The organism is Butyrivibrio sp., from assembly GCF_024699075.1.
Window position 1 is genome coordinate 1 of sequence record NZ_JAILQF010000060.1, and the last position, 5034, is coordinate 5034.

The 5034-nt window shown below is 39.9% G+C and carries 4 protein-coding genes; 3 read left to right on the plus strand and 1 reads right to left on the minus strand.

Annotation, left to right across the window (positions count from 1 at the left end; genetic code table 11):
• Positions 1-296: 296 nt before the first annotated feature.
• From K6G87_RS02150 to K6G87_RS02160, 3 genes are all read left to right on the plus strand, one after another.
• Complete coding sequence (locus tag K6G87_RS02150; protein WP_296833248.1) at positions 297-2171, plus strand: ABC transporter ATP-binding protein; 1875 nt, start codon at positions 297-299, stop codon at positions 2169-2171.
• Complete coding sequence (locus K6G87_RS02155) at positions 2164-3966, plus strand: ABC transporter ATP-binding protein (RefSeq protein WP_296833250.1); 1803 nt, start codon at positions 2164-2166, stop codon at positions 3964-3966. Before K6G87_RS02150 ends, K6G87_RS02155 begins: the two co-directional genes overlap by 8 nt.
• Positions 3967-4061: 95 nt before the next feature.
• Positions 4062-4586, plus strand: coding sequence for a hypothetical protein (locus tag K6G87_RS02160; RefSeq protein ID WP_296833253.1), 525 nt, complete (start codon positions 4062-4064; stop codon positions 4584-4586).
• Here K6G87_RS02160 and K6G87_RS02165 read toward each other — a convergent pair.
• A partial coding sequence (locus K6G87_RS02165) for a 1-phosphofructokinase family hexose kinase (protein ID WP_296833256.1) occupies positions 4569-5034 on the minus strand: 466 nt, incomplete at its 5' end. The two genes, K6G87_RS02160 and K6G87_RS02165, sit on opposite strands and share 18 nt — an antisense overlap.

Consider the following 5034-nt stretch of genomic DNA (forward strand, 5'->3'; position numbering starts at 1 on the left):
GGCATAAAGAAAACCGCACCAAGTAGATATAAAAAATGAAAACTGTGCGGATGGTGATACTACTGAATTGAAATGGGTTTTAAGGAGCTTCACGATGCTGAGGCTCCTTTTAGAAGCGGTCGACTTGAAAAATTTATAGCAAAATATGAACATAAGATATAAAAAAATGAGTAGAGTGCTAATTCTTTTTTGACATATAATTAACATGCGTCATTTATATATGTCTTCTAACGGCAAAAAGTTGAAAAAACCGTGGGAATCTATATTGTGATTATAGACAAAAAGAGGTAGACATCATGGAAAGCGAATATAAAGAAAGTAAAGATAACCCGTTTCATAGAGAGTATGGAATATGGAGTAACACGGTTTATATACTAAAGAAAATGTGGGAATATAAGCCCTGTGTTATCTTTTTGGTTATTCTTGGAATTGTATGTAATTCCGTCTTATCGTATTTCTGGGGGATTTTTGGAAAATACGTCATTGATATTATCCAACTTGGATTAAGCAGGCAGGAAGGGATACGGCAGCTTGCTAGGCTCATGCTGGTAGCAGGAAGCATAAATCTCGTCCTGAATTTTGGAAGAGCATTATCAGATAACAGAGTCTGGTTCAACCTCATAGACATTCGAATGAGAATGCTCACAGAAAGAATTGCCAAGGTACTAACGCTGCGCTACGAACTTATTGAAAGACCGGATGTACTTGATATTGCAGAGCGTGCAACGAGGGCAACTAATTCTGATGACAACGGTGTACAGGGTATGATGCAACTAATGAGGCAGGTTTTAACAAGTGCTTTTACACTTGTTGTCACTTTTGCTGCTATTCTGATTCTTGATTACAGGCTGATCATAGCGCTTATCATTCTTGGACTATTACAGTTTCTGTATTACAGAAAAATAGTCAGGGCCGATAAAGAAGAGGTGTGGGATAAGATGTCTCCCGCATCCCGCAAATCAGAATATATGACCAGGATTACTCAGGATTTTGACTTTGCCAAGGATATAAGACTCTTTGGACTGAGCGATTTTTTGTCCGGTAAACAGGAAGAAGTAAATAAAGAAAGAATTGAAAAAATGGATCTTCACCGCGATCTGTGGTATAAGCATGCCTTTGTTGTTCAGATAGCTTATGTCATTATAAAGGGGCTTATTTATGCAACTCTTTTTGTGGCTGTGTTTAAAAAGAACCTCTCAATTTCTGATTTTACTATGTTCTTATCGCTGGCAATGGCTTTTTCCTCTGCGCTATTAAATTTCTTGCAGAGATTTGGCGATTATAAAAAAGCTTCTCTCGAGGTTGATGATTTCAGGTCATTTTTATCTCTTGATCTTGATATGGATGAAAGCATGTGTATTCTTATTCCTGAGGCAGATAACTACGAGATTGAATTTAAAAATGTCTCCTACAAGTATTATAAAGCAGACAATTACTCCTTAAAGAACCTGAATTTGAAGATAAATGCCGGAGAAAAGCTTGCAGTTGTCGGTCTTAACGGTGCAGGCAAGACCACTATGATAAAGCTCCTTTTAAGATTGTATGAACCGACAGAAGGCAGCATTACTCTTAATGGCATAGACATCAGAAAATTCAAAAGAGAAGATTATTACAAACTGTTTGCACCTGTTTTCCAGAATATTGAAATATTTGCATTTAATATAGCGGAAAATATCGCTATGCTAAGCGGCGATGACCTTGATAAGGAAAAGGCTATAAATTGCGCAATAGAAGCAGGGCTGGAAGAAAAGATTGCATCCCTGGTAAAGGGCATCGATACGCCTCTTACTAATATAATGGAAGATGATGGCATTGATATGTCCGGCGGTGAAAGGCAAAAGCTTGCTCTTGCAAGAGCTCTTTATAAGGGCGGCAAATTTGTAGTTCTTGATGAGCCAACCTCAGCACTTGATGCTATAGCAGAGCAGAAGCTTTATGAACGTTTTGATGAAATGATAGGAAAAAAATCAGCGGTATATATCTCACATAGACTGGCATCAACCAGGTTCTGTGATAGGATTGCCATGTTTGAAAATGGCTCTCTGGTAGAGCTTGGAACTCATGACGAGCTCATGGAGCAAAATGGAAAATATGCAGAAATGTTTAATGTCCAGGCTCAGTATTATCGTGAAGATGAGGCTGCAGAAAGCGAGGTTGAAAAAGTTGGCTGATAAGAAAAAAGAAACCACTTTAAAGAAAATAATTTCTGTTATCCGTGTCTTGTTTGGAACTGCCGCCAGAAGATATCCACTTTTCTTTGTATGGGAGAGCCTTAAGACTATTATTTCCATTGCTCAGCCGTTTATTGCCATAATGATCTCGCCCATGATAGTAGATGAGATTGTAGGTGGTCGTGACATTAAGAAACTGATATTCTACGCAGCAGCTCTTATAATTGGCGAATTTATCGCAGCAATGCTGATTGAAAAAAGTAATGCGGTTCTTGGCAAATATCAGGAAAGACTTTCATGCTATTTCGACGTTCTTTTGGGCAAACAAACTATGGAACTTGATTTCCAGCTTACTGAAGATAAGGAAGCGCTTGATCAGCTGCAGAAAGCCAAGACCGGTATGAGCTGGTACTCAGAAGGAGTCTATGGTGTTGCGGAACAGGTATTTATGTTTGTCGGGAACATCATCAAAATGGCAGGTCTTGTCACTGTTATAATCCTGCATGCGCCTATCCTTCTTTTGATGCTGGCTATATATGCTGTTTTTCATTTTGCACTTACAACCAAGATCAACAAATTTGCGGTAACTACATTTAATAAACTTTCCAAGTTTAATAACATGTTTGGATACTTTGCCTGGGAAGTGGTAGATTCCCGATATGGAAAAGATATAAGGCTGTATGATGCCAAAAATCTAATGCTGAGAGCCTGGGAAGGAAATACGAAGAAAACTATAGATATGTGGAAATGGCAAGCTGATCACGAGCTTCCATACAGCTTTTTACTTGAAATTGCAGTATTTGCAGAGTCAATGTTTACATATTTTTATGTTGCGCTTCGCGCCATAAATGGAGCTTTTGGTATAGGTACTTTCACTCAGCTTATTGCAGCAGAGGGTTCTCTTGAAAATACGCTTTTTTATCTTGTATGGAATATTACAGAGCTTGTTAAGAGATGCAATTATGCCTATGAGTATGTTGTTTTCATGGATTATCCTGCTGCGCTTCCTAAGGGTGATAAGCATATTGAGAAAAAAGATCATGAGATTGAATTTAGACATGTCTCTTTTGCCTATCCAAAAACAGACAGGAAAATACTTGATGATATCAGCATTAAAATTAGACCTGGCGAACACCTTTCAATAGTTGGTCTTAATGGTGCCGGCAAAACAACATTCATAAAGCTATTGTGCAGACTCTATGACCCGACTGAGGGAGAAATCCTTGTGGACGGTGTAAACATCAAGGAATATGATTATAAAGAGTACATGCAGCAGATAGCACCTGTTTTTCAGGATTTCAAGCTCTTTGCTTTTAGCATGGGCGAGAATATTGCATTTGATAAGGCTGGTAACGCAAAAATTTCTAAATATACAGATCTTGTTGGACTAGAAGACCTATTAGGAAAACTTGATAATGGCTTTAACACCAATATTTTCAAATACTTCGATGAAAAGGGCATAGAGCCTTCAGGTGGAGAACAGCAGAAAATCGCTATTTCAAGAGCGCTTTTCAAGGAGTCACCGATTGTTATTCTTGACGAGCCTACAGCTGCCCTTGATCCGCTGGCTGAGTATGAGGTCTATAAAGAGTTTCATACTCTTGTAGGTGGAAAGACTGCTGTTTATATTTCTCATAGGCTATCAAGTTGCAAATTCTGTGACAAGATTGCAGTATTCTTCGAAGGTCACATAGCAGAATATGGAACACATGATGAGCTTATAAGCATTCCTTCCGGAATTTACGCAGAAATGTTTGAAGCTCAAGCAAAATACTACATAAAGGAAAGCGCATAAAGTAAATGTTTTCGAAAGAGATTGATGTAGGTTATAACATTCCACAATGCTTATGATATATCTTTTGGTATGTTTAATTGAGGAGTAATAAGAATATGAAAAAGGCAGTAGTTACCGCCCTGATGTTAGCTCTTGCAGTAAGCGCATCAGGATGTGGGGAAAAGAAAGATGATAACGATACGATAATAGGTGGTGCAGATGGACCGACTTCAATTTATCTTGCACCTTCTTCCAGTAGCGAAGAGTTCAGATATGCGGATCCGATTGATGGTGATGAATACTATATGGTGATTGACAGGATACTTGGAGAATGCGGATCAGATGGTCAGGAATGGGGGACTGCAATTGACCTTAAGGGAGAAACAGATGCTATTGTTTCCCTTGCGATTGATCCAACAGGAAGATATAAGGCACTGGGTATCATCAGTAAAGAAGCCGGTTGCTACGGCATAATCCTGAATAATACCATATCCGGACCACAGGATAACGTCAATTACGCATATGAGGCTTGGGCTTATACAGCATATAAAGTAATTATGAATAATGCCTTAAAGGCGAAAACCCAATGTTTGAATGATAAAGGAATTATAATAAATTTAAGTTTAGGCGATGGTCTTTAAGAGTGCTTCAACTTCCGGACGGGTAGCGAGGTTTTCACTGAAGGCGGAAGCAGAACCCGTGGCTACGCCCCAATGGAAGGCCGTTTCAAAATCGCCGTCTGATTCCATGTAACCCGTGATGAAGCCGGCTACCATGGAGTCACCAGCGCCGACGGAGTTGATGAGCTTGCCTTTCGGTGCCGGGCACTTGAAGGACTTGCCTTCGGCCGTCAGGAGGATGGCGCCGTCACCAGCCATGGAAATCAGGACGTTCTGTGCGCCCTTTTCCTGCAGCTTCTTGGCGTAGGTGATGATTTCTTCGTCCGTCGTGAGTTTCACGCCGAACATATCGCCCAGTTCGTGATTGTTGGGCTTAATGAGGAACGGATGATACTGCAGTACGTTTAAGAGCAGTTTCTTTTCGGCATCAACGACGATGCGGATACCCTTGCCGTCAAGGCGGGCCATG

Excerpts from the sequence above, each read along its gene's own strand:
- K6G87_RS02150 (WP_296833248.1), top strand. The coding sequence starts at position 297 with ATGGAAAGCGAATATAAAGAAAGTAAAGATAACCCGTTTCATAGAGAG.
- K6G87_RS02160 (WP_296833253.1), top strand. The coding sequence starts at position 4,062 with ATGAAAAAGGCAGTAGTTACCGCCCTGATGTTAGCTCTTGCAGTAAGC.